This window comes from Salinisphaera sp. G21_0, from assembly GCF_017744115.1.
Classification (GTDB): domain Bacteria; phylum Pseudomonadota; class Gammaproteobacteria; order Pseudomonadales; family Endozoicomonadaceae; genus Endozoicomonas.
Genome location: NZ_JAGHQW010000127.1, coordinates 1 through 3,937, shown reverse-complemented (window position 1 = coordinate 3,937; position 3,937 = coordinate 1). Strand labels below are relative to the sequence as shown.

Genomic DNA, 3,937 nt, shown 5'->3' with positions numbered 1-3,937 from the left:
GGGGCAACAGCGCGGCCACGGCCTCTTTGAGCCCTGGTGTGTGCTTCTGCCCATTGTCCACCAGTTTCGCCATGGCCCACAGCAGATTGGCGATATGCTGAGGAATAAATTGGTTTTTCTGTGCGTTGACGAGGGGCAACAGGGCGGTCACAGCCTCTTTGAGCCCTGGTGTCCACTCCTGGCCGTTGTCCACCAGTTTCGCCATGGCCCACAGCAGGTTGGCAATATGCTGAGGAATAAATTGGTCTTTCTGTGCGTTCATGTGGGGCAACAGTGCGGCCACAGCTTCGTTGAGCCCTGGTTTTCGCTCCTGCCCGCTGTCTACCAGTTTCGCCATGGCCCACAGCAGGTTGGCGATTCCCTGGGCATCAATATCCCCGGCTTCAGGTTTTTGGTGGCAGTTGAATATTATTGAATCAAATAGCGTTGACAATAAGTTAGCCTGAGTAAGTTTAACTTGCTCATCCATGGATTTATAAAGGGTAAAAACACCCGCTGACGTAAATGAGTGCAGTGTTGTCGTCAGGCTTCGCCAATTCCAGCTCCGTGTTGCGGTAAAATTTTGCAGCAAACGTATCAGCTGGTTTTGTTCCGCTCGATTTAATGGTCTTTTAGCAGCTGACGTGTATTTTTTAATTGAACTGGCATATTGACCGTGATTTCTCCCATCATAGCGATGACCGAAACGATAAGATTTACTCACCAGATCATCCATTATTTCCTGTTTGATGAGCGCATTAAAATCTTGAGCAAGGTTTACTGAACGGCGCTGTAGATATTGAGAAGGGCTTGCGTCAGAAGAACGGTAAAATTTATTACGCCCAGGGTTAGTGCGTGGGGTATCATCCCACCTGACCGTGGCATGTCTATATCGTCCACGCCTTGAAGAAGCGGCATGGCCACCCGGTCGGTTATAATAATTATCTGATCTTGCGTATTGACCACTGATACCAGCAGAGTTTCTATCCATAACTTTTCATTAATTCATGAGAATATAAAAAGCAGACTGCTGTACTGTTCAGAAGTTCATTTTGCTGGAATGTTGATAAATGTGAGCAGTGGTAGAAACTCATCTACTCCTGATGCCAACCATCCGTTATCTTCAAATCATCCGGGGCGAAATTCAGGGGCAACAGGTCTTCAACGCTGGTAGAACTTTCCTGGAATGTGAAAACGGTTCCAGGGTCGAAAAGAGGGGATTACTGGCTGTTTTTTCTCTTCCTCTTGGCTGGTTTTCCGGTTTGCTCTTCTACTTCTAAATGTTCTTCTGCAGTTAAGTCACCGTGATCTGTGGGTTGCGTGCTTTTATCAGCAGTAATGTATGAATCATCTGCCCACCTTCTTTTAAGTGATACAGAGCCATGCCCCTGTGGCGGGAAGCTTATCCTGGTCTTTATTTGATCAATGTATGGTTTCATTAAATCCTGATTCAAAAGCATGTTAACCGGAATTTCAATGACCTCAAATCCTGCTTTTTGCAGCAGTGCGATTTTAAGCAGCGACGAACCATTCCTGGTTTTGAAATCACCACCCACGTAATGAGACGGTCCCTGAACTTCAATCACCATGTTGTGATCTGGCAGTAGCAGGTCAACCGGAGGTAATAAGTTCAGACTTTTTTCTTCTTCAATCTTCAAAGAGGGAATGCGCGATTGGAGTTGATAGCGGAAATCGGCTTGAGGTTTTGAAATGGTTGTCTGGTAACGGGGGACTACCGGACATGGTCTCCCAAGCCAACTTGTGGCCATGGCAATGATGCGTTGATCCTCTTCATTGTCTGGGGATGTATTTTCCAGGCGAGTAAACAGTTCATCCATGTGCTTTTCAAGCAAATTATTTTTATTGGCATTGGGGACCAGAGACAACCTGGCACAGCATACCATTACTCCCCAGAGAGACATCAATATATTTTGCTGAGAGAGCTGAGGGTTTTCACTGATTTTGTAGACAAGAAATTCGAACGTAGATGTGACCACGTTCAGCTCAATGAACTCACCCAGTTTCGCCATGGCCCACAGCAGGTTGGCGATATGCTGAGGAATAAATTGATCTTTCTGTGCGTTCACATGTGGCAACAGCGCGGCCACGGCCTCGTTGAGCTCTGGTGTCTGCTCCTGCCCGTTGTCCACCAGTTTCGCCATGGACCATAGCAGGCTGGCGATTTCCCGGGGGTTAAAATGAGCTTTTTGTGCCTTTACATGGGGCAACAGGGCGGCCACTACATCATTGAACTCTGGCGTCCGTTCCTGCCCGTTGTCCATCAGTTTCGCCACGGCCCACAGCAGGTTGGCAATACCCTGGGCATTAAATTGATCTTTCTGTGCGTTCACATGTGGCAACAGCGCGGCCACGGCCTCGTTGAGCCTTGGTGTTTGCTCCTGCCCGTTGTCCACCAGTTTCGCCATGGCCCACAGCAGGTTGGCGATTTCCTGTGGCTTAAAGTTAGCTTTCTGTGCATTCACGAGGGGCAACAGCGCGGCCACGGCCTCGTTGAGCTCTGGTGTCCGCTCCTGGCCGTTGTCCACCAGTTTTGCCATGGCCCACAGCAGGTTGGCGATACCCTGTGGTTTAAAGTTAGCTTTCTGTGCGTTCACGTGGGGCAACAGCGAGGTCAGGGCCTCGTTGAGCCATGGTGTCAGCTCCTGCCCGCTGTCCACCAGTTTTGCCATGGCCCACAGCAGGTTGGCGATATGCTGAGGAATAAATTGGTTTTTCTGTGCGTTCACGTGGGGCAACAGCGCGGCCAGGGTCTCTTTGAGCCCTGGTGTCTGCTCCTGGCCGTTGTCCACCAGTTTCGCCATGGCCCACAGCAGGTTGGCGACACCCTGAGGAATAAATTGGTCTTTCTGTACGTTCACGTGGGGCAACAGCGCGGCCACGGCCTTGTTGAGCTCTGGTGTTCGATTCTGCCCGTTGTCCACCAGTTTCGCCATGGCCCACAGCAGGTTGGCGATTCCCTGGGCATTAAATTGGTCTTTCTGTGCGTTCACGTGGGGCAACAGCGCGGCCAAGGCCTCTTGGAGCCCTGGTGTCTGATCCTGCCCGTTGTCCACCAGTTTCGCCATGGCCCACAGCAGGTTGGCGATTTCCTGTGGTTTAAAGTGAGCTTTCTGTATGTTTACGTGAGGCAACAGCGCGGCCACGGCCTCTTTGAGTTCTGCTGTCCGTTCCTGCCCGTTGTCTACCAGTTTCGCCATGGCCCACAGCAGGTTGGCGATATGCTGAGGAATAAATTGGTCTTTCTGTGCGTTTACGTTGGACAACAGCGCGGCCACGGCCTCTTTGAGCTCTGGTGTTCGCTCCTGCCCGTTGTTCACCAGTTTCGCCATGGCCCACAGCAGGTTGGCGATTTCCTGGGTGCCAATATCCCTGGCTTCAGGTTTTTGGTTGCACTTGAATATTATTGCATCAAAAAGCGTTGACAATAAGGCAGCCTGAGTAAGCTTAACACGCTCATCCATGGGTTTATGAAGGGTAAAAACACCCGCTGAAGTCAATGAATGAAGTGTTGTCGTCAGGCTTCGCCAATTCCAGCTCCGTGTTGCTGTAAAATTTTGCAGCAAACGTATCAGCTGGCTTTGTTCATCCCGATTTAACGGTCTTTTAGAATCTGACGTGTATTTTTTAATTGAACTGGCGTATTGACCGTGATTTCTCCCATCATAGCGATGACCGAAACGATCCGATTTACGCACCAGACCATCCATTATTTCTGGTTTGATGAGGGCATTAAAATCTTGAGCAGGGTTTACTGAACGGTACTGTAGATGTTGAGAAGAGCGTGTGAAAGAAGAAAGGTAAAGTTCATTGTGCCTCGGGGCTGTGCGGTGGGGATTATCCCATGGCCTGACTGTGGTATGTCTATATCGTCCGCGCCTTGAAGAAGCGGCATGGTCATTCTCTCGGTTGTAATCATTATTTGATCTTGTGTATTGAC

At 49.7% G+C, this 3,937-nt stretch carries 1 protein-coding gene and 1 pseudogene; both read right to left on the bottom strand.

What is annotated here, in order from left to right; all coding sequences use genetic code 11:
- A pseudogene (locus tag J7439_RS24980) lies at positions 1-970 on the bottom strand (hypothetical protein); the annotation flags it as partial.
- A 229-nt stretch (positions 971-1,199) separates the two neighbouring features.
- A partial coding sequence (locus J7439_RS24975) for an RAP domain-containing protein (protein WP_209204766.1) occupies positions 1,200-3,937 on the bottom strand: 2,738 nt, incomplete at its 5' end.